Annotated in this window: 21 protein-coding genes and 1 other RNA gene; 15 read left to right on the top strand and 7 right to left on the bottom strand. The window is 71.1% G+C overall.

All coding sequences use genetic code 11. The annotated features are described in order from the left end of the window. The first annotated feature begins 43 nt into the window (after positions 1 to 43). Both G6N64_RS23330 and G6N64_RS23325 read left to right on the top strand, forming a co-directional pair. Positions 44 to 814, top strand: a complete 771-nt coding sequence (locus tag G6N64_RS23330) for a ribonuclease T2 family protein (protein ID WP_163800225.1) — start codon at positions 44 to 46, stop codon at positions 812 to 814. Between the two features lie 31 nt (positions 815 to 845). Further along, complete coding sequence (locus tag G6N64_RS23325) at positions 846 to 1838, top strand: cobalamin biosynthesis protein (protein ID WP_163800224.1); 993 nt, start codon at positions 846 to 848, stop codon at positions 1836 to 1838. Here the strand turns inward: G6N64_RS23325 and G6N64_RS23320 are convergent. From G6N64_RS23320 to G6N64_RS23310, 3 genes are read right to left on the bottom strand one after another with little or no spacing between them, the layout of a single operon-like run. Beyond that, the gene (locus tag G6N64_RS23320; RefSeq protein WP_163800223.1) at positions 1792 to 2637 is read right to left on the bottom strand and encodes an SURF1 family cytochrome oxidase biogenesis protein; all 846 of its coding nucleotides are present in this window, start codon (positions 2635 to 2637) and stop codon (positions 1792 to 1794) included. The genes G6N64_RS23325 and G6N64_RS23320 overlap by 47 nt on opposite strands. Next, on the bottom strand, positions 2634 to 3131 hold the full coding sequence (locus G6N64_RS23315) for a low molecular weight protein-tyrosine-phosphatase (protein WP_163800221.1): 498 nt from the start codon (positions 3129 to 3131) through the stop codon (positions 2634 to 2636). Before G6N64_RS23315 ends, G6N64_RS23320 begins: the two co-directional genes overlap by 4 nt. Then, positions 3124 to 3771: an HAD-IA family hydrolase gene (locus tag G6N64_RS23310; protein WP_163800219.1), complete on the bottom strand. Its 648-nt coding sequence runs from the start codon at positions 3769 to 3771 to the stop codon at positions 3124 to 3126. Before G6N64_RS23310 ends, G6N64_RS23315 begins: the two co-directional genes overlap by 8 nt. Positions 3772 to 3863: 92 nt before the next feature. Here G6N64_RS23310 and G6N64_RS23305 point away from each other — a divergent pair, with 92 nt between their 5' ends. The 3 genes from G6N64_RS23305 to G6N64_RS23295 are packed head-to-tail and all read left to right on the top strand — an operon-like array spanning position 3864 to position 6840. After that, the gene (locus G6N64_RS23305; RefSeq protein ID WP_163800216.1) at positions 3864 to 4985 is read left to right on the top strand and encodes a Nif3-like dinuclear metal center hexameric protein; all 1122 of its coding nucleotides are present in this window, start codon (positions 3864 to 3866) and stop codon (positions 4983 to 4985) included. Continuing rightward, complete coding sequence (locus tag G6N64_RS23300; RefSeq protein ID WP_163800208.1) at positions 4982 to 5719, top strand: zinc ribbon domain-containing protein; 738 nt, start codon at positions 4982 to 4984, stop codon at positions 5717 to 5719. Before G6N64_RS23305 ends, G6N64_RS23300 begins: the two co-directional genes overlap by 4 nt. Beyond that, a complete protein-coding gene (locus G6N64_RS23295; RefSeq protein WP_163802057.1) occupies positions 5716 to 6840 on the top strand; it encodes a bifunctional RNase H/acid phosphatase in 1125 nt (374 codons plus the stop codon). The genes G6N64_RS23300 and G6N64_RS23295 overlap by 4 nt, the downstream gene beginning before the upstream one ends. Before the next feature lies 1 nt (position 6841). On the opposite strand, the gene G6N64_RS23290 is transcribed toward G6N64_RS23295, so the two are convergent. Next, entirely contained in the window at positions 6842 to 7429 is a 588-nt protein-coding gene (locus G6N64_RS23290; RefSeq protein ID WP_163800205.1) for a type II toxin-antitoxin system RelB family anti-toxin, read from the bottom strand. Between the two features lie 11 nt (positions 7430 to 7440). Here G6N64_RS23290 and G6N64_RS30645 point away from each other — a divergent pair, with 11 nt between their 5' ends. Both G6N64_RS30645 and rnpB read left to right on the top strand, forming a co-directional pair. After that, positions 7441 to 9024, top strand: coding sequence for an FAD-dependent oxidoreductase (locus G6N64_RS30645; protein WP_308206624.1), 1584 nt, complete (start codon positions 7441 to 7443; stop codon positions 9022 to 9024). Positions 9025 to 9166: 142 nt separating this feature from the next. Further along, positions 9167 to 9579: RNase P RNA component class A (rnpB, locus tag G6N64_RS23280), an RNA gene on the top strand. A 15-nt stretch (positions 9580 to 9594) separates the two neighbouring features. Here the strand turns inward: rnpB and G6N64_RS23275 are convergent. Next, the gene (locus G6N64_RS23275) at positions 9595 to 11076 is read right to left on the bottom strand and encodes a CYTH and CHAD domain-containing protein (protein ID WP_163800204.1); all 1482 of its coding nucleotides are present in this window, start codon (positions 11074 to 11076) and stop codon (positions 9595 to 9597) included. A gap of 164 nt (positions 11077 to 11240) precedes the next feature. Between G6N64_RS23275 and G6N64_RS23270 the strand changes: the two genes are divergently transcribed. Next, positions 11241 to 12020, top strand: coding sequence for an enoyl-CoA hydratase/isomerase family protein (locus G6N64_RS23270; protein WP_163800201.1), 780 nt, complete (start codon positions 11241 to 11243; stop codon positions 12018 to 12020). A gap of 8 nt (positions 12021 to 12028) precedes the next feature. Here G6N64_RS23270 and panB read toward each other — a convergent pair whose 3' ends face one another. Continuing rightward, the gene (panB, locus tag G6N64_RS23265) at positions 12029 to 12889 is read right to left on the bottom strand and encodes a 3-methyl-2-oxobutanoate hydroxymethyltransferase (protein ID WP_163800199.1); all 861 of its coding nucleotides are present in this window, start codon (positions 12887 to 12889) and stop codon (positions 12029 to 12031) included. 155 nt (positions 12890 to 13044) lie between these two features. Between panB and G6N64_RS23260 the strand changes: the two genes are divergently transcribed. The 7 genes from G6N64_RS23260 to G6N64_RS23230 all read left to right on the top strand — a co-directional run bounded on the left by G6N64_RS23260 (position 13045) and on the right by G6N64_RS23230 (position 23599). Beyond that, positions 13045 to 14436, top strand: a complete 1392-nt coding sequence (locus G6N64_RS23260) for a WS/DGAT/MGAT family O-acyltransferase (RefSeq protein WP_163800197.1) — start codon at positions 13045 to 13047, stop codon at positions 14434 to 14436. 56 nt (positions 14437 to 14492) lie between these two features. After that, positions 14493 to 16004 carry an alpha/beta hydrolase gene (locus tag G6N64_RS23255; protein WP_174266872.1) on the top strand — a complete coding sequence of 504 codons (1512 nt, stop codon included), beginning with the start codon at positions 14493 to 14495 and terminating at the stop codon, positions 16002 to 16004. 108 nt (positions 16005 to 16112) lie between these two features. Next, positions 16113 to 17654 carry an alpha/beta hydrolase gene (locus G6N64_RS23250; RefSeq protein WP_163800192.1) on the top strand — a complete coding sequence of 514 codons (1542 nt, stop codon included), beginning with the start codon at positions 16113 to 16115 and terminating at the stop codon, positions 17652 to 17654. A 73-nt stretch (positions 17655 to 17727) separates the two neighbouring features. After that, positions 17728 to 19065, top strand: a complete 1338-nt coding sequence (locus G6N64_RS23245) for a glutamine synthetase family protein (RefSeq protein WP_163800190.1) — start codon at positions 17728 to 17730, stop codon at positions 19063 to 19065. Between the two features lie 60 nt (positions 19066 to 19125). Then, entirely contained in the window at positions 19126 to 22101 is a 2976-nt protein-coding gene (locus tag G6N64_RS23240) for a bifunctional [glutamine synthetase] adenylyltransferase/[glutamine synthetase]-adenylyl-L-tyrosine phosphorylase (RefSeq protein WP_163800188.1), read from the top strand. Then, entirely contained in the window at positions 22101 to 22742 is a 642-nt protein-coding gene (locus tag G6N64_RS23235) for a PaaI family thioesterase (protein ID WP_163800185.1), read from the top strand. The genes G6N64_RS23240 and G6N64_RS23235 overlap by 1 nt, the downstream gene beginning before the upstream one ends. After that, positions 22739 to 23599 (top strand): TIGR03619 family F420-dependent LLM class oxidoreductase, encoded by an 861-nt coding sequence (locus tag G6N64_RS23230; RefSeq protein ID WP_163800183.1) that lies wholly within the window; start codon positions 22739 to 22741, stop codon positions 23597 to 23599. Before G6N64_RS23235 ends, G6N64_RS23230 begins: the two co-directional genes overlap by 4 nt. Here the strand turns inward: G6N64_RS23230 and G6N64_RS23225 are convergent. After that, a complete protein-coding gene (locus G6N64_RS23225) occupies positions 23596 to 24018 on the bottom strand; it encodes a DoxX family protein (protein ID WP_163800181.1) in 423 nt (140 codons plus the stop codon). The genes G6N64_RS23230 and G6N64_RS23225 overlap by 4 nt on opposite strands. Between the last annotated feature and the right edge of the window lie 28 nt (positions 24019 to 24046).

Below are 24046 nucleotides of genomic sequence, written 5' to 3'. Positions count from 1 at the left end.
GGCGTCCGTGACGCCCGTCCCACCCAGTCCACGAGGATGCCGCATGCAGCGAGGCGACGTTACCGTATTTTCCCTGACCGCGATCCTCACCGCCGTGGTCGCCGCAGCGGTCGCGTTCAGTTTGCTGGTGTTCGACGGAGACCGTTCGACGCTCGTCTCCGACAACGGCTCGGACTCGAGTTGGTTGGTGATGACGTGGAGTCCCAGCTTCTGCAAGGCACAGCCCGCCAACGCCGGCTGCCAGTCGGGCGAACTCTCGGGCATGGAGCAGACACTCATCCTGCACGGGTTGTGGCCGCAACCGCGCGAGAACCAGTATTGCGGTGTGCCGCAACACGTCAAGGAGGCGGCGTCGAGGAGTCGCGGCGATGTGCCGCCGGTGGACCTGTCCGATGAGGTGCGCGCGGGCTTGAAGTCGACGATGGCGGACTCGTCCCACCTCGCCCTGCACGAGTGGTACGCCCACGGGACCTGCTCAGGGGTGACACCCGACGCCTTCTTCGGCGACGCCCTCGCGCTGGCCGCCCAGGTTCGGCAGACGCTGGACCCGGTGTTCCGGGACGCCGCGGGCGGACAGCTTCCCGTGAGCGCCGTCCGCGCGCGCATCGACGAGCGATTCGGCGCCGGGGCGGGTGAGCGAGTCGGGCTCAGTTGCCTCAACGCGACGGGCGAGGGTGCCTACGTCGTCGACGTGCGCCTGTCGCTGCCGTCCGTCGAGGCGCTCCGCAGCGTGGACCGGTCGCTCGACCTCGGCACCCTGCTGAAGGAGGCTCCGCCGCTGAAGTCGCAGTGCGGACACGGGGTCGTGCCCTGACCCGAGACCGGCCTCGTGAGACGCTGCCGAGGTGCTCGGTCAGCGAAGTCCCGGTCGCGCCACCGGCGTGGCGCTCGGATACCTGGCCGACGCGGCGTTCGGCGATCCCCGTCGAGGGCATCCCGTCGCGCTGTTCGGCCGCACCGCCGCGGCGCTGGAGCGTCTGACCTACGCGAACCGCCGGGACGCCGGCGCCGCGCACGTGGCGATCCTGGTCGGCGCGCTCCTCGGCGCCACCGTCGCTGCCGACCGGGCCGCAGCCCGCCGCGGCCCGCAGTGGACGGCGCTGCTGACCGGACTGGCGACCTTCACCGTCCTCGGTGGCACCTCGCTCGCCCGTACGGGTGCGGAGATGTCCGACCGCGTCGGCGGGACCGACCTCGCCGGTGCGCGCGACCTGCTGCCGTCACTGTGCGGACGCGACCCGGCCTCGCTCGACGCCGCGGGGATCACCCGTGCGGCGCTGGAATCGATGGCCGAGAACACCTCCGACGCCACGGTTGCGCCCCTGTTCTGGGGTGCAGTGGCCGGTGCCCCGGGTCTGATCGTCTACCGGGCGGCCAACACGCTCGACGCGATGATCGGGCACAAGTCGCCCAGGTATCTCCGATTCGGTTGGGCCGCAGCACGATCGGATGACGTGCTCAACTACCCGGCTGCCCGCGTGGCGGGATGCCTGGTCGCGGCGTGCGCACCCGTCGTCGGCGGGTCGGCGCGCGGCGCACTCGGCGCCTGGCGGCGTGACGCGCGGCGGCACCCGAGCCCCAACGCGGGCGTCGTCGAAGCGTCCTTCGCGGGTGCGCTCGGCGTGACGCTCGGGGGCGCCACCCAGTACGCGCACGGACTCGAGATCCGCCCCACCCTCGGGCACGGCCGCGATCCCGACGTGGCGGACCTCCGGCGCTCGGTGCGGCTGTCCCGCGCGGTGCAGGCCGCGGCCGCCGTGGTGGCGATCGCGGTCCTGGCCGTCGGACCGATCAGCCGCGGCGGCCGTAGCGGTCGGCCATCTTCTCGTCGGCGGTGAGGGGCGGCGGTGGATCGCGGGGGTCCGCCGTCGACGTCGAAACCCCGGGGCGATCGGCCTTCTCGCGTCGGCGCTGCTTGTACTCGGCCAGGACGAAGTACCCCACGCCGACGGGGGCCACGATGCCGAACGCGATCCACTGGATGCCGTAGGACAGGAACGGCCCGGAGTCCAGGTGGGGGAGCGGGATGACGCCGAGCCCACCGGGCTGATCCTCGACCAGCTGCAGATACGACCCCGTCAGTGGCGTGCCGGTGACGTCGGCGATCTGCGCCGTGTTGATCGAGTACACCTGCAGTTGGCCGTCCGCGCGGAACGGCACCTTGTTCTGCGCCAGCAGCTCCGAGTCGCGGACCCGTGCGGTGAGTTCGACGGTGCCGGTGGGCGCAGGCGCGATGTCCGGCACCTCGTTGCCCTCCTCGGGCTTCACGTACCCGCGGTCGACCAGCACGGTGGGACCGCCGTCGACGGCGAAGGGCACCAGCACCTCGAACGCGGGCTCGCCGTCGATGGAGCGCAGCCGGGCCAGCACCTGACGTTCCGGCTGGTACCTGCCCGTCGCGGTCACCCGTTTCCAGGCGTCGTCTGGAGCGGCCGAATCCTGCTGTGGCAGAACGGAGGTGACCGGCACCGGGTCGGCGGTCAGCGATGCCGAGATCTGGGCGTTCTCACGGGTGGTCTTGGTGTTCTTGCCGAGCTGCCACGGTGCGAGCACCGTGAAGCACAGGTAGGCGAAGCCGATGACGACGACGTAGAGCGCCAGCCACTGGGGTCGGAGGAGGAACGCGAACCTCTTCACGAGGCGGCCTCGCGACCGGCGAGCCGTTCGTCGACCCAGGCATGCAACCCGGGCAGCGAGGTCTCGATCACCGTGAAGACGTCCTCGAAGTCGGCGTGCGTGCCGTAGTAGGGATCCTCGACGTCGTCCGGGTGGGCGGGCGAGCGGGGGTGGAACGACCGCAGCATCCGCAGCCGCTCGGGCGGCACCCCGAGGTCGCGCAGGATGAGGGTGTGGTTGCGCCCCATCGCGACGACGAGGTCGGCGCCCAGGTGGTCGTCGTCGAGTTGGGCGGCGCTGTGGTCGGACGGATAGCCGCGGTCGGTCAGCACCCGGACCGCACGGTGGTCCGCGGCGTCGCCCGCGTGCCAGCCGCCGGTGCCCGCGCTGGACGTGCGGACCACGCCGGACAGCCCGCGCTCGTCGATCTGGTGGGCGAACATCTTCTCGGCCATCGGGGAGCGACAGATGTTGCCCGAGCACACGAACGTCACGTGCAGCGCAGCCTCAGACACCGAGGACCTCGCGCAGGTCGTCGACCGTCGAGACCCGGCCCGCGGGTTGCATCGCATCCGGATGGTCGAAGTCGCCCGATCCGTAACCCCACCCCACGACCACGGTGTCGATGCCGTGCGCGGCGGCGCCCATCACGTCGTGGTCGCGGTCACCGACCATCAGCACCCGCTCGGGCAGGGGACCCAGCTGCGCCAGCGCGTGGGCGAGGACGTCGGCCTTGGAGGAGCGCACGCCGTCCACGCTGGCGCCGGCGATGACCTCGAAGTGCACGTCGAGACCGAAGTGCTCGATGATGCGGCGCGCCATCGGCTCGGACTTGCTGGTGGCTACCGCGAGCCGAACGCCGTTGGCCCGCAGGTCGGCGAGCAGGTCGGGGATGCCCTCGTAGACGCCGTTGATCGACCAGCCGCGGGTCGTGTAGTCGGCGCGGTACGCCGCGAACGCCTCGGCGGCGCGGTCGCCCAGCCCCATGCCCGACAGCGTGACGTGCATCGGAGGGCCGACGACCAGCGCCGCGAGGTCGCCGTCGGGCACGTCGGCGCCGATCTCGTCGAGGGCATGGCGGAAGCTCGACACGATGCCGCCGGCCGAATCGGTCAGCGTCCCGTCGAGGTCGAAGATCACCAACTGGGGGGCCACCCGTCCATTGTCGCCGACTAGGGTCGTGCTGTGGCAAGGCAGAGGCGTGCGACGGGGCACGAGCACGGTCGACGCCCGAGCGAGGGCGTCCGATGAGCGTGCGGCTGGCCGACGTCATCGACGTGCTCGACGCCGCCTACCCACCCTCTCTGGCCCAGGAATGGGACTCGGTAGGACTCGTCTGCGGCGACCCCGACGAACCGGTCGACTCCGTCGTGGTCGCGGTGGACGCGACACCCGCCGTCGTCGCCGACGTCCCAAAGCGCAGCCTGTTGCTCGCGCACCATCCGCTCCTGCTGCGGGGCGTCGACACCGTATCGGCCGATACCCCGAAGGGCAGGCTGCTGCACCGCCTGATCCGTTGGGGCAGTGCGCTCTTCACCGCGCACACGAACGCCGACGCCGCGGCGCCCGGGGTCTCCGACGCCCTCGCCGAGGCGCTGGGGCTGGTGGTCGAAGGCGTGCTGGACCGGGAATCAGACGGCCGGCGGCTCGACAAGTGGGTGCTCTTCGTCCCCGACGGTGCGGCCGACGCCGTGCGGGACGCGGTCTTCGCGGCGGGTGCGGGCCGGATCGGTGACTACTCGCACTGCTGCTGGACCGTCGAGGGCACGGGCCAGTTCCTGCCGCACGACGGCGCGTCGCCCGCGATCGGCGCCGTCGGCGAGGTCGAACGCGTCGCCGAACGCCGCATCGAGGTCATCGCCCCGGCCGGCCTGCGCACGGAGGTGCTCGCTGCCATGCGCGCCGCCCACCCCTACGAGGAGCCGGCCTTCGACGTCGTCGCCCTCGCACCACTGCCGACCGGTACCGGCATCGGCAGGGTCGGCGCGCTCCCGCAGCCGCAACCGCTGTCGGCGTTCGTGGCCCGCGTGGCCGCGGCGCTGCCCGCCACCACCTGGGGGGTGCGCGCCGCGGGCGACCCCGACGCACTGGTGTCCCGGGTGGCGGTCTGCGGTGGCGCAGGGGACTCGCTGCTGGACGCGGCCGACGCCGCGGGCGTCCAGGCGTACCTCACCGCGGACCTGCGCCACCATCCCGCGGACGAACACCGGCGCGCCTCCGACGTCGCACTCGTCGACGTCGCCCACTGGGCGAGCGAGCAGCCCTGGTGCGGGCAGGCCGCCGCCCTCCTCGAGCGTCACTTCGGCACGGCACTTCCGGTGCGGGTGAGTTCCATCCGTACCGACCCCTGGAACATCGGAGAGCAATGAAGGCAGACGTCTGGCAACAACACGCACTGGTTGAGTTGACGGCACTCGACGCCGAGATCGGTCGACTCGACCACCGTACGAAGAACCTCGCCGAGCAGCAGCGGCTCGACGCCGTCGCCGCCGAGCACGAGGCGGCCCGCGACGAGGTCGCCGTGATCGCCACCTCGCTGGCCGACCTCGACGGCGAGGTGGCCAAGTACGAGAACGAGATCGCGTCGGTGCGCCAGCGCGAGGACAAGGACCGGTCGATGCTGCAGTCCGGGAGCGTGAACGCCAAGCAGCTCACCGACCTGCAGCACGAACTCGAGACCCTCGAACGCAGGCAGGCGAGCCTGGAGGACGAGCAGCTCGAGGTGATGGAGCGCCGCGAGGAATTGCAGGACCAGCAGGCCGTCAAACAGCGCGGGGTCGACGACCTGGCGCAGACGGTGGCCGACGCCCGTGCCGCGCGCGACGAGGCACTCGTCGACATCGACGTCGCCCGGCAGAAGGCCCTCGAGCGACGGGCCGAGATCGCCGGCGGGATCGACGCGGCGCTGCTCGCGTCCTACGACCGTCAGCGGTCGGGCGGCGGCCCGGGCGCCGGTGTGCTGCAGGCCCGGCGGTGCGGCGCGTGCCGCATCGAGATCGACCGCTCCGACATGGCGCGCATGTCGGCCCTGCCCGAGGACGAGGTGCTGCGGTGCCCGGAGTGCAACGCGATCCTGCTGCGGCAGCCGGGTTCGTTCGCGTGAAGGTGCTCGTCGAGGCCGACGGGGGATCGCGCGGCAACCCCGGTCCGGCCGGATACGGTGCCGTCGTGTGGTCCCAGGACCGCGCCGGCGTGCTCGCCGAGCGCAAGGAGGCCATCGGCACCGCCACCAACAACGTCGCCGAATACCGTGGCCTCGTAGCCGGTTTGGAGGCGGCCGCCGCGGTCGGGGCCACCGAGGTCGCCGTGTCGATGGACTCCAAGCTGGTCGTCGAGCAGATGTCGGGTCGCTGGCGGGTGAAGCACCCGGACATGATCCCGCTCAACGAGCGGGCGAGGAAGGCCGCCGCGGCATTCGATCGGGTCACGTACTCGTGGATCCCGCGGGAGAGGAACTCGCACGCCGACAAGCTGGCGAACGAGGCCATGGACGAGGCGGCGGGGATAGTCGTCGACGACGACAACCCCGTCGACGAGTCCGCGACCGCCACCGATCCGGTCGTGACGTCGACCGCGGTGCGCACCTCACCCGCCGGTTGGACGGGTGCCAGCGGTGCGCCCACCCGGTTCCTGCTGTTGCGGCACGGCCAGACGGCGCTGTCGGTCCAGCGTCGCTACTCCGGCCGCGGCAACCCTCCGCTGACCGAACTCGGCCGCGCCCAGGCCGACGCCGCGGCGCGCTACCTCGGTGACCGCGACGACGTCGTGGCGGTCATCAGTTCCCCGCTGCAGCGCGCCCTCATCACGGCCGACGCGGCGGCGCGCGCGCTGGGGCTGGAGGTGACGGTCGACGACGACCTGATCGAGACCGACTTCGGTGACTGGGAGGGCCTGACCTTCTCCGAGGCCGCCGAACGGGACCCCGAACTGCACCTGCGGTGGTTGCGCGACACCAGCCTGCCGCCGCCCGGTGGTGAGAGCTTCGACGACGTGGCGGTCCGCGTGCGTCGGGCGCGCGACCGGATCGTCGCCGAGTACGGCGACGCCACCGTGCTCGTCGTGTCCCACGTGACGCCGATCAAGACGGTGCTGCGGCTGGCGCTCGACGCCGGTGAGGGGATCCTCTACCGGCTGCACCTCGACCTGGCGTCGCTCTCGGTCGCGGAGTTCTATCCCGACGGGGCGTCCTCGGTCCGGCTGGTCAACCAGACGTCGTACCTGTAGCTCAGGTCCGCACGTGCATCCGCTCGCCGTGCGGACCGAACAACGCGATGGCCTCGACCGGCCCGTCGACGACCCCGAACCAGTGCGGCGTCCACGTCGAGAACTCTGCTGCCTCACCGGGTTTGATGACGAAGTCCCGATCGCCCAGGACGAGGCGCAGGTTGCCCGACAGTACGTAGAGCCACTCCTGGCCGTCGTGCACCGGTAACTCCTCGGGCGGGGTGCGCCGTCGCGCACTGACCCGGATCTTGAAGGCGTGTAGGCCACCCGCGGGGCCGCCCCTCGTGAGCGGCCAGTACGTCACCCCGTGGGCGGTGTGCGACGCTCCGCGCACCCGCGGGTCCTCGGCCTCCGGCGCACGCATCAGTTCGTCGGTGGTGACCGAGAGTGCCGACGCCAGCCGCGGCAGGTGATCGAGTGCGAGCCTGCGCTTCCCGGACTCCAGGCGGCTGAGCGTGGAGACGTCGATGTCGGCGCGGGTCGCCACGTCCTCGAGCGTCAGCCCGCGCTGGGTACGGATCTCGCGCAGCCGACGGCGCACGCGGAGGTCGACGTCGTCGGCGTTCTTCGCGGAGTCGCTTGCCTGCATGGCAAACCAGCTTGGCATTCATCCGAGGCGTCGGCAAGCTCGACGGCATGGGAAGCGAATGGGATTGCGTGATCGTCGGTGGCGGTGCCGCGGGGCTGAGTGCCGCGTTGGTCCTCGGCAGGGCGAGGCGACGCACGCTGCTGATCGACGCCGGGGTGCCGAGCAACTCGGCCGCGCACGGGATCGGTGGCCTGCTCGGGTTCGACGGGCGCCCGCCCGCCGAGTTGTACGCCCGGGGTCGCGCCGAACTCGCCGCGTACCCGACGGTCGAGGTGCGCAGCGGCGAGGTCGTCGCCGGACGGCCCGGGTTCTCGCTGGAGCTGGCCGACGGGACCACCGAACGCGCTCGGACGGTGCTGCTCGCCACCGGGATGGTCTACGAGACTCCCGACGTCCCCGGACTCGCGCCGCTGTGGGGACGCTCGGTGTTCCACTGCCCGTTCTGCCACGGCTGGGAGGTCCGTGATGCACCGGTGGCGGTGCTCGCGACGGGCGACCGTGCGGTGCACTCCGCGCTGATGATCCGCGGCTGGACCGACGACGTCGTCGTGCTGGCGGGTTCGCCGGACGGCCTCGACGACGACCAGCGCGCCCGGCTCTCCGCCGCGGGCGTCGCCGTCGACGAGCGCGCCGTCGCCCGCTTCGTCTCGAGCGACGGCGAACTGAGTGCCGTCGAGTTCGACGACGGCGAGCTGCTGCCGCGGCGCGGCGCCCTGGTCGCCACCACGCTGCGGCAGCGCTCGGAGCTGGCCGCACACCTCGGTGCCGAGACCAGCCCCACCCCGCTCGCCCCGGACGCGTTGCGGGTCGACGAGTTCCAGCGCACGTCGGTCCCCAGACTGTTCGCCGCAGGAGACGTGGCCGTCCGGATGCCGCAGGTGGCGGCGGCCGTCGCGTCGGGCAGCCTGGCGGGCGCCTCGGTCGTGGCACACCTCCTCGGCGCGGAGGTGGGACTACCCGTGCCGGCGTGGCCGGTGCCGACCGTTCGGGAGTTCTGGGAGCGGCACTACGGCGAGCGGGAACGCGTGTGGAGCGGCCGGGTCAACGCGCAGCTCGCGTCCGTCGCGGAAGCTCTTCCGGCGGGTCGCGCGCTCGACCTCGGCTGCGGCGAGGGCGGGGACGCCGTCTGGCTCGCCGAACACGGCTGGTCCGTGACGGCCGTCGACGTCTCCGAGACCGCCCTCGGGCGCACCCTCGAGGAGGCGTCGCGCCGCGGCGTCGCCGATCGGATCGCCGTCGAACGATGCGACCTGTCGGACGGGTTCCCGTCGGGCACGTTCGACCTCGTCTCCGCACAGTTCCTGCACTCGCCGGTGCACCTGGAACGGCCGCGGATCCTCCGCGACGCGGCGGCCGCCGTGGCGCCGGGTGGGCACCTCGTCATCGTCGACCACGCCGCAGTGCCGCCGTGGGCCACGAAGGTGCCGCACGACCACCGGTTCGACACCGTCGACGAGGTCCTCGCGCAGCTCGACCTCCCCGCCGACCGATGGGACCAGCTGCACGCCGCGACGGTCGACCGCGACGCCGCCGGTCCCGACGGTCGGGTGTATCCGATCGCCGATGGCGTGATCGTGCTGCGCCGGCGGGATTGAGCGCGGGGCTCGGCCACGGCCACCTCGACTGTGGGGCTCCTGCACGCACACGGGGCGGAATGCGTACACGAGGCCCACAGTCGGCGCGATCGGGCCGGTGACACCGCCGGCGCGCCGATCGGAGTACGGTGATCGGCGCGGACGAGTTGGCCGGGCGGCCGCGGACGCCGGGTTCGCCCCGGCGTTCGAGGAAAGTCCGGACTTCACAGAGCAGGGTGATTGCCAACGGCAATCCGAGGTGACTCGCGGGACAGTGCCACAGAGAACAGACCGCCGCCACCGGCTTCCGGGCCGGTGACGGTAAGGGTGAAACGGTGCGGTAAGAGCGCACCAGCACTCCGGGTGACCGGAGTGGCTAGGTAAACCCCACCCGAAGCAAGGCCAAGAGGCCGCAACCTGGTTGCGGCTGCGCAGGCGTCCGAGGGCTGCTCGCCCGAGCCTGCGGGTAGGCCGCTCGAGGCACCCGGTGACGGTGTGTCCAGATGGATGGTCGCCGCCCCGTCGCCGGCAACGGTTGACGGGGAACAGAATCCGGCTTACAGGCCAGCTCGTCCGCCCCGCACTGCCAGGTCAGCCGACCGCCTTGCGCAGTCCCTTGAGCACACCCTCGAGCTGGTCCTCCGCGGACAGCGCGACCTGCTCCTCGCCGGTGAACAGCAGCCCGTAGGTGAACGTGTCCTCGCCCGCGGCGTGCGCGACGGTGGCCTCGTGCAGCAGGTGCCTGCGGCTGACGACGCTGTCCTGGTGATCGCCGAGCAGTGACTGGATCGCCTTGGCGCCGTCCGCGACGTCCGCCGCGCCGGTGGCCGCCGCGGTGTACCGAAGCCGCTTCGCGCTCTTGCGGATTCGGTGCAGCGCCTCGTCCTTCTCCTCGGGGGAGAGGTCGGGGTCGGCCTTCGCCTCCCGCGCGACCTTCGCGGCCTTGCGCACCTTGCGGTACGCGGACTCAACGGTGGCCTGCCGTGGTGGTTCCCCGCTCGCGGTGGTCGCGGGCTCGGCGAGCTTCAGGGCGTCGAGCGCGTCGAGCATCCGGAAGTACCGCTCGGAGCGCATCGCGGTCAGCGAGCGCTTCCACCCTGTCTCGTAGCGCCGCTTGGCGCCGTCGATGAGGCGGGTCCGGACGGGTCCGCGGACGAGATCGGCGGGCAGGCCGTCGAGCGCCTTCTCGTACCGCTCCGCGAGAACCTCCGCGTCACGCGCGACGCCGAGGACGCCCGCGAGCACCTTCAGCTCCTCCAGCACGAAGGCGTCGTCGTTGAGCCCGAACGACTCCTCCGACCCCTTGACCAGGCTGCGGATCTTGCGGGTGGTCACGCGCATCTGATGGACCGAGTCCCAGACGTCGGTACGCACCGCGCGGTCCCACACCAGCAGTTCCTCGATCTGCTCGGCCACGGCACGGTGCACCGGATCGTCGGGCGGTGACTGCCGCTCCGGTGCCGTCGCCGCCAGCACCCGGCCCACCTTCGAACCATGGCCCGCGGGTTCGGCGCCGGCGTCCAGCAGACGGTTGGCCAGCCGCTCCAGCAGCCCGGGATCGGCGCCCTCGACGATCTCGAGTTCCCACTCCCGCCACGCCTGCTCCTCGCCGCCGACCGCCGAGGCCGTCACCTGGTCGTCGCAGAACTCGGCGACCGGCGAGCCCGACGGGTCGAACAGGACGTCGACGGTGCGGACCGTCGAGATGCGCGCGACGGGGGCGAGTTCGCGATCACGGACGATGGCGAGCACCACGTCACGCAGCTCGTCGGGCACGGTGTCGCCGTCATCGAGCGGCAGTCGCACCTCGGTGCGGGCGTCGGCGCCGGCGGGCAGCTTGAGGTGCCAGCCGGCATCCGGCCCACCCGTGCGGCGGCGCAGCGTCACGCGCCGCTCGCCCAGGTGCTGGCCCGCGGTGTCGTAGTAGACGGCGTCGAGGTGCTGCGGCTCCAACCTGTCGACCCGGCCGATCACCGACAGCCCCTGGAACGACGGGGACACGGTGTCACCGGTGACGGCGAACTTGCGTTCGATCTCGGTGTGGCGGGACGCCTTGCGCTTGTCGGCTGCCATCTTCACCTTCGGTCGGCGTGGAACGTGGGCTCAAATCCGTGAACAGGGTGCCACATTGAGGTGAACGGACGACGCCGTGAGGAGTCCGGCCTCGACGGCGCCGCCGGCGCGGGCGTTACACATGGCCCACGGGCCGTAAGTGCTGGTGCGCTAACGTGCTGCGCATGCCCGAATTCGAGACGCTGACGTTCACCGAGACCGGCCCCGTCACCAGCATCGTGCTGAACCGGCCCGACGCGGCCAACGGCATGAACGACGTCCTCACCCGCGAACTGGCCGTCGCCGCCGCCCTCTGCGACACCACGGCCACCAAGGTCGTCACGATCACCGGCGCGGGCCGGTTCTTCTGCGCCGGCGGCGACCTCAAGGCCATGGCCGCCGCGGAGGACGCGGGGACGTTCGTGAAGGGCATCGCCGCCGACCTGCATCGGGCACTGTCCACCTTCGCGCGGATGGACGCCGTCGTGATCACCTCGGTCAACGGCACCGCCGCGGGCGCCGGCTTCAGCCTCGCGGTCACCGGCGACCTGGCGATCGCGGCCGAGTCGGCGAAGTTCACGATGGCCTACACGAAGGCGGGATTGAGCCCCGACGGCAGTTCGTCCTATTACCTGCCGCGGCTGATCGGCATCCGGCGCACCCAGCAGCTCATGCTAGCCAACCGCACCCTGACCGCGGCCGAGGCGCTCGACTGGGGCCTGCTCACCGAGGTCGTTCCCGACGCCGATCTCGGCGCGCGCACCGAGGAGCTGGCCGGCCAGATGGCCGCGACGTCCCGGACGTCCAACGCCGCGGTGAAGCGCCTGCTGCTCGACACGTTCTCGAACGGCATCGAGAGCCAGATGGAACTCGAGGCGCGCTACATCGCCGACTGTGCGCGGTCCGCCGACGGTCAGGAGGGCATCGCCGCGTTCCTCGGAAAGCGTGCGCCGACCTTCGGCTGAGCGGCTCGCTAGAAGGAGTGCTCCTCGGCCGGGAACGCCCCGGTCGCGACGTCCTGAGCGTATTCCGTTGCCGCACGACGCAACTCGTCGCCGACGTTGCCGAAGCGCTTCACGAACTTCGCGGTCCTGCCTGCGGTCATGCCCGCCATGTCCTGCCACACCAGCACCTGGGCGTCGCAGTTGGGGCCCGCGCCGATGCCCACGGTGGGGATCGTCAGCTTGCCGGTGATCTGCGTGGCGAGTTCGGCGGGCACCATCTCGAGGACCACGGCGATGGCACCGGCCTCGGCGACGGCGATCGCGTCGTGCACGGTCTGCTCGGCGGCGTCGCCACGGCCCTGCACGCGGAACCCGCCGAGGCCGTTGACGCTCTGCGGGGTGAAGCCGATGTGGGCCACCACGGGGATGCCGGCCTGGGTCAGCGTCGCGATCTGAGCGGCGACGCGCTCACCGCCCTCGAGCTTGACCGCCGCCGCGCCGGTCTCCTTCATGAACCGCGTCGCGGTCTCCAGGGCCTGCTGCGGGCCGGCCTCGTAGCTGCCGAACGGCAGATCGGCCACCACCAGCGCGTGCGGCGCCCCGCGCACGACGCCGCGGACCAGCGGGATCAGTTCGTCGATGGTCACCGGCACCGTGGTGTCGTAGCCGTAGACGACGTTGGCGGCCGAGTCGCCCACCAGCAGTACGGGGATCTCTGCGTCGTCGAAGACGCGTGCGGTGGAGTAGTCGTAGGCCGTGAGCATCGCCCACCTGTGCCCTTCGGACTTCCACTTGAGGAGGTGGTGCGTTCGCACCTTCGTGCGGGGCTTGGTGGCCGCGGAGGCGAGGTTCGGATCGGTGGCAGCACCGTAAACCGTCTGCTCAGACATCATTGTCCCTAACTGGTCGGGTCGTCCTCGAGGCCCATTCGGGTCCCCGGGTCGTTCTGACCCCACCAGTGTGGCACTCGCCGCGCCGAAGGTGAACGACGAGTGAAGTGGACTTCCTCACACCGGCCCACCCGCCCGGGCCTACGATCGGCGACATGCAACGGCTGAGTGGTCTCGACGCGAGCTTCCTGTACCTCGAAACCGCCGCGCAGCCGCTGCACGTCTGCTCGGTGCTCGAGATCGACCCCGCCACCATCCCGGGCGGCTACTCCTTCGACCGGCTGCGCGACGCGCTCGCGATCCGCATCAAGGCGATGCCGGAGTTCCGGGAGAAGCTGGCCGACAACCGGCTCAACCTCGACCACCCGGTTCGGGTGGAGGACAAGGACTTCGACCTCGAGAAGCACCTGCACCGCATCGGGCTGCCCGCGCCGGGCGGTCGCAACGAACTGGCCGAGATCTGCGGCCACATCGCCTCGTTGACGCTCGACCGCAGCCGGCCGCTGTGGGAGATGTGGGTGATCGAGAACCTCGCGAGCGGTGAGGGGGAGGGCGAGGGCCGCCTCGCGGTGCTCACCAAGGTGCACCACTCCGGCGTCGACGGGGTCACGGGCGCCAACCTGATGTCGCAGCTGTGCGCGACCGAACCCGACCCGCCGCCGCCGGACCCGGTGGCCGGCGTCGGTCAGGCATCCGACCTCGAGATCGCGATCGGCGGCGCCCTGCGGTTCGCCACCCGGCCGATGAAGTTCGCCAACGTGCTGCCCGCCACGGTCTCCACCGTGGTCGACACCGTCAGACGAGCCCGAAACGGCCAGTCGATGGCTGCGCCGCTCAATGCGCCCAAGACGCGGTTCAACGCCAACGTGACCGGCCGGCGCAACGTGGCCTTCGCCCAGCTGGACCTCGACGACGTCAAGATGGTGAAGAACCACTACGGCGTCAAGGTCAACGACGTCGTCATGGCGCTGGTGTCGGGCGTGCTGCGGCGATTCCTGCTCGACAGCGGCGAACTGCCCGACAGCTCGCTCGTCGCGATGGTGCCCGTGTCGGTGCACGACAAGTCCGACCGGCCGGGACGCAACCAGGTGTCGGGCATGTTCGCCAGCCTGGAGACCAACATCGAGGACCCAGGCGAGCGGATCAAGGCGATCTCCGAGGCGAATTCGGTTGCCAAGCAACATAGTTCGGCAATCGGCGCGACCCTGCTGCAGGACTGGGCGCAGTTCGCGGCGCCCGCGGTCTTCGGGGTGGCGATGCGGGTGTACGCCCGCAGCAACCTCAGCGGCGCCCGCCCCGTGCACAACCTGGTGGTCTCGAACGTGCCGGGGCCCCAGGTGCCGCTGTACTTCCTGGGCGCCCAGGTGAAGGCGATGTACCCACTCGGGCCCATCTTCCACGGCTCGGGACTCAACATCACGGTGATGTCCCTGACCGGAACACTCGACGTGGGCCTGATCTCGTGCCCCGACCTGCTGCCCGATCTGTGGGACATGGCCGACGACTTCCAGGTCGCACTCGACGAGCTGGTCGCCTCCACGAAGTAGGCGCGCGCGTACGCCCTCAACTGCGTCGATGTCGGGCCATGGCAGCATGGGCAGCCATGAACCTCAAGAGCGGGGTCCTCGCGGCCGCCATGGTGATGATTGTCGTGGCCGGCTGCAGCAGGGCGGTCGACGGACGCGCCACCATGGGCGCCCCGCCGCCGGGATCGCCGGTTCAGTGGTCGCAGTGCGAGACCGACGAGTCGGCGGACGTGCCACTGCCGTCGAGCGCGCAGTGCGGCATGCTCTCGGTGCCGGTGGACTACGCCAAGCCCGACGGCGACGTCGCGCAGCTCGCGCTGATCAAGTTCCCCGCCACGGGCGACAAGATCGGATCCCTCGTGATCAATCCCGGCGGCCCCGGCGAGTCCGGCGTCACGGCAGCGGCCTCGCTCGTGGAGGGCATGCCCGCGGAGGTGCGCGAGCGGTTCGACCTCGTCGGCTTCGACCCGCGCGGCGTCGGACGGTCGACGCCCGCGGTCTGGTGCAACTCCGACGAGGACAACGACCGGCTGCGCGCCGACCCGCAGGTGGACTACACGCCCGAGGGCGTGGCCCACATCGAGTCGGAGACCAAGGCCTTCGTCGACCGATGCGTCGAGAAGATGGGCGACGAATTCCTGGCCAACGTCGGGACCGTCAGCGTCGCAAAGGATCTCGACGGGATTCGGACTGCCGTCGGTGACGAGAAGCTGACCTACCTCGGCTACTCGTACGGCACCCGGATCGGTGCCGCGTACGCCGAGGAGTTCCCCGACAAGACCCGGGCGATGATCCTCGACGGTGCCGTCGACCCGAATGCGGACCCGCTCGAGGCGGACATCCGGCAGGCCGCGGCGTTCCAGACCGCCTTCAACGACTACGCCGCCGACTGCGCGAAGAACCCTAGCTGCCCGCTCGGCACGGATCCGGCGAAGGCCGTCGAGGTGTACAAGACGCTCGTCGACCCGCTCGTCGCGAACCCCGCCAAGACGAAGGACCCACGCGGGCTGAGCTACAGCGATTCGGTGATCGGCACCATCCTGCCGCTGTACTCGCCGAACCTCTGGCGCCACCTCACCCAGGCACTGTCGGAGATGCGGGCCGGCCGTGGCGACACCATGCTGGCGCTCGCCGACCTCTACATGGGCCGTGACTCGGAGGGGCACTACAACAACTCGACCGACGTCCGGGTGGCGGTCAACTGCGTCGACGAGCCGCCGGTGACCGACCGCGCCAAGGTCGTCGAGCAGGACAGGCGTGCGCGCGAGGTGGCCCCGTTCATGAGCTACGGGCAGTTCACCGGCAACGCACCGATGGGAACGTGCTCCTTCTGGCCCGTCCCGCCGACCTCGACGCCGCACCAGCTGAAGGTGCAGGGTCTGCCGCCCACCCTCGTCGTGTCGACCACGAACGATCCGGCGACGCCGTACCAGGCCGGCGTGGACCTCGCGAAGCAACTCGGCGGCGCCCTGCTGACGTTCGACGGCACCCAGCACACCGTCGTGTTCCAGGGCAACCGGTGCGTCGACGACATCGCCACCAGGTACCTGGTCGACGGCGCGGTGCCGCCCGCCGACGCGCGCTGCTGACCGCGCGCTGACGGGACGGCCCGGCAGGTCACCGAAGCGTCACCGTCCGGTTGCCGAGCAGTCACCGCGCGCGGCCGGATGCAGCCGCGAAGCGCGTTGCGTGCGAACATGTTCGCCATGTGGCGGGCGGTAAGGCGAATCTCTGTACCGCTCGTGATCCCGATGCTGGCGATCGCCGGCCTCGTGACGGCGACGCCCACGGCCGCCTCTCCCGAGGGTGGAGCGGTTCAGGCGTACGGCCAGTCACCGTCCTGGGGGAGTTGCGCGTCGGTGGTCGGGGACCTCTCCGCGATCCCGACGGCACAGTGCGGCGCGGTGGACGTGCCCGTCGACTACGCCGATCCCACCGGACCGATGGCCCGGTTGGCCGTCATCCGGGTGCCCGCCACCGGTCCCGACCGCATCGGCGTGCTGATGGTGAACCCGGGCGGACCGGGCGCCTCGGCCGTCGACACCGTGGCCGGGATGGCCGCCGGCCTGTCGGGTACCGAGATCACCCGCCGGTTCGACCTCGTCGGCTTCGACCCGAGGGGCGTCTCGCACTCGACGCCGCAGGTGCGCTGCCGCACCGACGCCGAGTTCGACGCCTACCGACGGGAGCCGATGGCGGACTACAGCCCGGCCGGCGTTGCCGCGATCGAATCGGTCTACGCCAACCTCATCCAGGGCTGCCTCGACAAGACCGGCCGCAGCTTCCTCGCGAACGTCGGCACCGCGTCCGCAGCCCGCGACATGGACGTCGTGCGCTCGGCGCTCGGCGAGAACCAGATCAACTACCTCGGGTTCTCCTACGGCACGGAACTGGGCGCCCGGTACGCCGAGCTGTATCCCGAACGCGTGCGCGCCATGGTCCTCGACGGCGCGGTGGACCCCGGCTCGGACCCGGTGGCGGAGAACATCCGACAACTCGCCGGCTTCCAGCAGGCATTCGACGACTACGCCGCCGACTGCGCACGGTCCACCGACTGCCCACTCGGGCAGGACCCGAGCCAGTTCGTCGCCCGCTACCACCAACTGGTGAACCCGCTGGTGTTCGCGGCCGCCCGGACCTCGGACCCGCGGGGGCTGAGCTATCAGGACGCGATCACCGGCACGGTCAACGCGCTGTACACCAAGCGGTACTGGAAGTACCTCACCAGCGGGCTGCTCGGTCTGTCCCGCGGCACCGACCCGGGCGACCTGCTGCTCCTCGCCGACGACTACCAGGAACGCGACCGGGCCGGCCACTACACGAACCAGCAGGACGCGTTCACCGCGATCCGCTGCGTCGACGGGCCGTACCCGACCGACCCGGCGGTGTGGGCGGACGCCGACCGACAGGCCCGCGCGGCGGCGCCCTTCATGGCATACGGCGAGTTCACCGGATTCGCGCCGCGCGACCCCTGCTCGATGTGGCCGGTGCCCCCGACCTCGCAGCCCCACGACGTCGCGTCGCCCGGGCCCGGGAAGGTGGTCGTCGTCTCGACCACCCACGATCCCGCGACGCCATACCAGGCGGGTGTCGACCTCGCCCGCCAGCTCGACGCGTCCCTGATCACGTTCGACGGCACCCAGCACACCGTGGTGTTCAACGGCGACGCGTGCGTGGACCCGGCGGTCGTCGCGTTCCTGGTCGACTCGACGCTGCCGCCGGCCGGCCTGCGCTGCTGACCGGCGCGGCCGAAACGGCATGGGTTTCCGGCGCGTAACACGGATTTAACAGCCGGTGCATACGCTTTCGCCCATGGACCGGCAGAAGGAATTCGTGCTGCGCACGCTGGAGGAACGCGACATCCGGTTCGTCCGCCTGTGGTTCACCGACGTCCTCGGATATCTCAAGTCGGTCGCGATCGCGCCCGCCGAACTCGAGGGCGCGTTCGAGGAGGGCATCGGCTTCGACGGCTCCTCCATCGAGGGCTTCGCCCGGGTGTCGGAGGCCGACATGGTCGCCCGACCGGACCCCTCGACGTTCCAGGTCCTGCCGTGGACCACGAGCGCCGGCAAGAACCACTCGGCCCGGATGTTCTGCGACATCACGATGCCCGACGGGTCGCCCTCCTGGGCGGACTCGCGGCACGTGCTGCGCCGGCAACTGGCCAAGGCGAGCGACCTCGGCTTTTCCTGCTACGTGCACCCCGAGATCGAGTTCTTCCTCCTCAAGCCCGGCGGCGACGACATGGCCCCGGTGCCCGCCGACAACGGCGGCTACTTCGACCAGACGATCCACGACTCGGCGCCGAACTTCCGCAGGCACGCAATCGACGCGCTCGAGCAGATGGGCATCTCCGTCGAGTTCAGCCACCACGAGGGCGCGCCCGGGCAGCAGGAGATCGACCTGCGCTACGCCGACGCGCTGTCGATGGCCGACAACGTGATGACGTTCCGGTACGTCGTGAAGGAGGTCGCTCTCGCCGACGGGGTGCGCGCGTCGTTCATGCCGAAGCCGTTCGCCGAGTACCCGGGGTCGGCCATGCACACCCACATGAGCCTGTTCGAGGGCGACACCAACGCCTTCCACAGCTCCGACGACCCGCTGCAACTCTCCGACGTCGGCAAGGCCTTCATCGCGGGCATCCTCGAGCACGCCACCGAGATCAGCGCCGTCACCAACCAGTGGGTGAACTCCTACAAGCGGCTCGTCCACGGTGGCGAGGCGCCGACGGCGGCGTCCTGGGGTGCAGCCAATCGCTCGGCGCTCGTGCGGGTGCCGATGTACACGCCGCGCAAGGCCTCGTCGCGCCGCATCGAGGTGCGCAGCCCCGACTCGGCGTGCAACCCCTACCTGGCCTTCGCGGTGCTGCTGGCCGCGGGCCTGCGGGGCGTCGAGAAGAACTACCAGCTGGCGCCCGAGGCCGAGGACAACGTCTGGACGCTCACCCCGGAGGAGCGCCGCGCCATGGGCTACAAGGAGCTGCCGGGCAGCCTCGGCGTCGCGCTCACCGAGATGGAGAACTCCGAACTGGTCGCAGAGGCGCTGGGCGAGCACGTCTTCGACTTCTTCCTGCGCAACAAGCGCACGGAGTGGGAGAACTACCGCAGCCACGTCACGCCCTTCGAGCTGAAGGCGTACCTCTCCCTGTAGGCGTGTCCGACCGTCCGACGCGCACGCACCGTGCGATAGCCGGTACGTTAAATTCGGGGTGTGCCCAAACCCGCCACTCAGCGCCCCACGCTGCCCGGCGTCGGGCGGCTCGGCCTGGTGGCACCGACGGCACGCGACGACCTCGACCGCCTCGGCTGGACCACCGACGCGCACGTCGAACTGCTGTGGTCGCTGTCGCGGGCACCGGACGCCGACGAGGCGTTGCGCGCCGTCGTCCGCCTCGCCGACGAACTCGGTGCCGGGTGGGACGAACTCGGCACCGCCCTGGTCAAGGACAAGGCGCTGCGCGGCAGGCTCTTCGGCGTGCTCGGCTCGTCGCTCGCGCTCGGTGACCACCTGGTCTCGCGGCCGCTGTCCTGGCATCTGCTCGCCGGGTCGGTAGCGTTGCCCAGCGCGGCGGACCTCCGCCGCGACTTCATCGACGCCGCCGAGAACGCCACGGACGCAACGGCGCTGCCGTCACTGCGATCGCTGTACCGGGACCGGCTGCTGGTGCTGGCCGCACTCGACGTGGCGCCCACCGTCGAGAACGAACCCGTCCTCGCGTTCACGACGGTCGGTGAGCACCTGGCCGACCTGGCCGACGCCGCGCTGGAGGCGGCGCTGTTGCTCGCCCGGCGCACCGTCTGCGGGACCGGCCCCGCGCCCCGGCTCGCCGTCATCGCGATGGGGAAGTGCGGTGCGCGGGAACTGAACTACGTCAGCGACGTCGACGTCATCTTCGTCGCGGACGACGCCACCCAGTCGGGGTTGACCGCCAACATCCGCATCGCCGGTGAGCTGATGCGCTTCGCCAACGACGCGTTCTTCGAGGTCGACGCCGCACTGCGCCCCGAGGGCAAGCAGGGTCAGCTGGTGCGCACGCTCGAGGCGCACGTCGCCTACTACGAGCGGTGGGCCAAGACCTGGGAGTTCCAGGCGCTGCTCAAGGCCCGCCCCGCCGCGGGCGATCCCGACCTGGGCGCGGAGTACGTCGCCGCCCTCATGCCGATGGTGTGGACGGCCTGCGAGCGCGAGGACTTCGTGCCCGACGTGCAGGCGATGCGCCGGCGCGTCGAGGAACTCGTCCCCGCGGGCGTGCGGGCGCGGGAGATCAAGCTCGGCACCGGCGGCCTGCGCGACGTCGAGTTCGCCGTCCAGCTGCTGCAGCTGGTGCACGGTCGCACCGACGACACGCTGCACGTGGCGTCGACCGTGGACGCGCTCGCCGCGCTGGCCGCCGGCGGTTACGTCGGCCGCGACGACGCCGCCAACCTGACCGCGTCCTACGAGTTCCTGCGTCTGCTCGAGCACCGCCTGCAGCTGCAACGGCTCAAGCGCACCCACATGCTCCCCGAGTCGGGCGACGAGGAGGCGATGCGCTGGCTCGCGCGCGCGGCCCACATCCGGCCCGACGGCATCCGCGACTCGCTCGGCGTGCTGCGGGAGGAACTCAAGCGGCAGAGTCTGCGCGTCTCGCGCCTGCACGCGAAGCTGTTCTACCAGCCGCTGCTCGAATCGGTGGGCGGCGCGTCGGTCGACCTCGACGACGCGGGCATGTCGACCGAGGCCGCCGAGCGTCAGCTCGCCGCACTCGGCTACGAGGGACCGCAGAGCGCGCTGACCCACCTCGCGGCGCTCACCGGCAACGGCGGCAGGCGCGGCCGGGTGCAGCGGGTGCTGCTGCCCACGCTGCTCGACTGGCTTTCGGACACACCGGATCCCGACGCCGGTCTGCTGGCCTACCGCCGGATCAGCGAGGAGCTGATCGACCAGCGGTGGTACCTCGCGGCACTGCGCGACGAGGGCGCGGTGGCCAAGCGTCTGATGCGGATCCTGGGCACGTCGGCCTACGTCCCGGACCTGCTGATGCGGGCGCCGGAGGTGATCCGCCAGTACGCCGACGGTCCCAACGGCGCCAAGCTGCTCGACGTGGAACCCGACGGCTTCGCCAAGGCACTCGTGGCGGCGGCCGGCAGACACACCGATCCGGTGCGGGCCATCGCCGCGGCACGCACGCTGCGCCGGGGTGAACTCGCGCGCATCGCGTCGGCCGACCTGCTGGGTCTGATGGACGTGACCGAGGTGTGCAACGCGCTCACGTCGGTGTGGGTGGCCGTGCTGCAGGCCGCACTCGACGTCGTCACCCGGGCCAACACGCCGGCCGGCGGTGCGCCCGCGACGATCGCCGTCATCGGCATGGGCCGCCTCGGCGGGCTGGAACTCGGCTACGGCTCGGACGCCGACGTCCTCTTCGTGTGCGAGCCGCTCGGGGACACCGACGAGGCCGTCGCCGTCAAGTGGGCGGTGAGCATCGCCGAGCAGGTGCGTGCGCGGCTCGGAACGCCCAGTGCCGACCCGCCGCTCGAGGTCGACGCCAACCTGCGCCCCGAGGGCCGCAGCGGGCCGCTGGTGCGCACGCTGTCGTCGTACCGTGCGTACTACGCGCAGTGGGCGCAGGCCTGGGAGGTGCAGGCGCTGCTGCGGGCGCACTGCGTCGCCGGCGATGCCGAACTGGGCCAACGGTTCCTGCTGATGATCGACGACATCCGCTACCCGCCCGACGGCGTGTCCGGCGACGCGGTGCGGGAGATCCGCCGCATCAAGGCGCGCGTCGACGCGGAACGGCTCCCGCGCGGCGCCGACCCCAACACGCACACCAAGCTCGGCCGCGGTGGCCTCGCCGACATCGAGTGGACCGTGCAACTGCTCCAGCTGCGCCACGCGCACCGCATCCCGGCGCTGCACAACACGTCCACCCTCGAGACGCTCAATGCCATCGGCGCCGCCGAATTGATCGCCGAGGGCGACGTCGACCTGCTCCGTCAGGCATGGCTGACCGCCACCAAGGCCCGCAACGCGCTGGTCCTGGTGCGGGGCAAGCCGACCGACCAGCTGCCCGGACCCGGTCGGCAGCTCAACGCGGTGGCGGTGGCGGCGGGCTGGCCCAACGGTGACGGCGGTGAGTTCCTGGACAACTACCTGCGGGTCACGCGACGGGCGAAGACCGTGGTGCGCAAGATATTCGGAGCCTGATGACCGTCAACGAGTTCCCCTTCGACGTGATCACCGAGCAGGAGTACGACCGCCTGCGCGCCCTGTACGAGCCGCTCACCGAGTCGATGCGCAGGCTGATCGACGCGGGCATCCGCACCGGCGTCGACGACTCGGCGATCGGCGAGGCGCGGGCTGCCATCGACTCGGCGACCGAGACCCTGGAACGCGTCCGCCGCGACACCACGTCCACGCTGCGGCATGCGGGCACGGGCCGTCCGCTCGCGTGGGCGAATCCGGCGGTGGGACTGCGCAACGCGATTGCACCCCCGATGCGCATCGAGCACGAGGGCGAGAACGGAAGGTGCTGGGCGGAATTCACGCTCGGCGCCGCCTACGAGGGGCCGCCCGGGCTGGTGCACGGCGGGGTCTGTGCGCTGGTCCTGGACCACCTGCTGGGCGAGGCCGCTAGCGACGGACTGACCAAGCCGCTCTTCACCGGCACGATCACGCTGCGCTATCTGCGTGGGACACCGCTGGGGCCGGTGCGGGCCGAGGCGTTCATCGAGCGCACCGAGGGCATCAAGACCTATGCGCGCGGCTACCTCGGCGACGCCGACGGGTGGACGGTGGAGGCGGACGGGGTGTTCATCAGGCCGGCGTGGGCGCGTGATGCCGGATGAAGTTCTACGTGAGCACCGCGTTCCTCGACGTCAAGGAAGTGGTCGACGTCGCGAAGGCGGCGGACGACCTCGGCTACGACGGCATGGGCATCCCAGACCACGTCGTCAACCTCGAGACGCTGGCGACGCCCTACCCGTACACGAAGGACGGCTCGCGGCGGTGGGAGGCCTTCACCCACTGGCCCGATCCGTGGGTGATGATCGGCGCGATCGCGCTGGTGACCGAGCGGCTACGCTTCGTCACCACCGTCTACCTGCCCGCCATGCGGGACCCCTACTCCGCGGCCAAGGCGATCGGCACCGCCGCGTGCCTCGCCGAGGGCCGGCTCGAACTCGGCATCGGGGTGGGGTGGTGCGAGGAGGAGTTCACCCTGATGGGCCAGCGGTTCGACCGCCGCGGCAAGCGCACCGACGAGATGCTCGAGCTGATGCGCGCGCTGTGGCAGCCGGGCTGGACCAAGTTCTCCGGCGAGTTCTACACGACGCCGCGCCTGGAGATGGAGCCGACGCCGCCGCACATCCCGATCTACGTCGGGGGTCTGTCGGACGTCGCGCTACGGCGGGCGGCGCGCAACGACGGCTGGATCGGCGACCTGATAGACACCGCACGGGCGATCGAGTCGGTCGAGAAGATCCGCGGGCTGCGCGCCGAGAAGGGGCTGTCGATGGACGATTACACCGTCATCACGCCGCTCACCGACGCGTTCACGCCCGAGCACTTCGCCCGAGCCGAGTCAGCGGGAATCACGGGCATCATCACGATGCCATGGATGTTCTACTCCGGCCCGCAGGCCACCTTCGCCGAGAAGGTCGACGGCATGAAGCGGTTCCGCAGGGACCTCGCCCTCGACGGCTAGGCCGCCGCGCGTCGTCGTCCGAGCACGGAATCCAGCGCGTACGCACCGCCGCCGGTGAACACCAGCAGGAAGAAACCGAAGCAGAACAGCACCGCGGACTCGCCACCGTTCTCCAGCGGGTGCAGAGCCTGAGGCTGATGCATCCAGAAGTATGCGACGGCCATCGTGCCCGACGCGATGAACGCCGCGATACGGGTGAACAGCCCGGTCATGATGAGGACGCCGGCGACCAGTTCGATCAGTCCCGACCACCACCCGGGCCAGGAGCCGACTGGAAGGGCTCCGCCGCCCATGTCGATGGGCCACGCGAACAGCTTGGAGGCGCCGTGCACGGTGAAGAGCAACCCGAGCACCACGCGGAACAGGGTGATGGCCACGGGACTGAAGGACGTCAGGCGCCGCTCGAGTGGTTGCGTCATGGCACCAACGGTACCGACGTACCACTCC

The sequence above is a fragment of the Mycolicibacterium sediminis genome, assembly GCF_010731735.1.
Classification (GTDB): Bacteria; Actinomycetota; Actinomycetes; order Mycobacteriales; family Mycobacteriaceae; genus Mycobacterium; species Mycobacterium sediminis.
The sequence above is the reverse complement of the archived record's forward strand: the minus strand, read 5'-3'. Positions and strand labels throughout refer to the sequence as shown.